This window comes from Fructobacillus tropaeoli, assembly GCF_001047135.2.
Classification (GTDB): domain Bacteria; phylum Bacillota; class Bacilli; order Lactobacillales; family Lactobacillaceae; genus Fructobacillus; species Fructobacillus tropaeoli.
Window position 1 is genome coordinate 371 of the sequence record NZ_DF968140.1, and the last position, 333, is coordinate 703.

1 pseudogene is annotated in these 333 nt (G+C 42.9%); it reads right to left on the reverse strand.

Going from position 1 to position 333, the window contains the following annotated elements:
* Positions 1-288, reverse strand: a pseudogene (locus AOQ32_RS08410) (DNA topoisomerase); the annotation flags it as partial.
* Between the last annotated feature and the right edge of the window lie 45 nt (positions 289-333).

Genomic DNA, 333 nt, shown 5'->3' on the forward strand with positions numbered 1-333 from the left:
GCCTTGCCATTCACCGCTTACTTTTTCTTTGGGTTCATAGTTGGCTGGCTTCTCAATCGCGCTTTCTAATTGCTTAACGTTTTCAGCCATGATGGGTAAATCATGAGCCACCGTCACATTCAAAGAATGTAAAGCCTCATCAGGCGTCATCTCAAAACGACCGACTTGATCAAAAATATCAAAGACTCGCTTAGTGGTCTTGGGATTGGCAATATAAGTATCTTGTACTAAAATCGCCGCCGCCAAACCATTATCCGTCAAGGTAATCTTTCCTTTTTTGTCAATCATATAGGCCTTTTGCCCACTCGTCAACTCCCCATACGTATTGGTTCT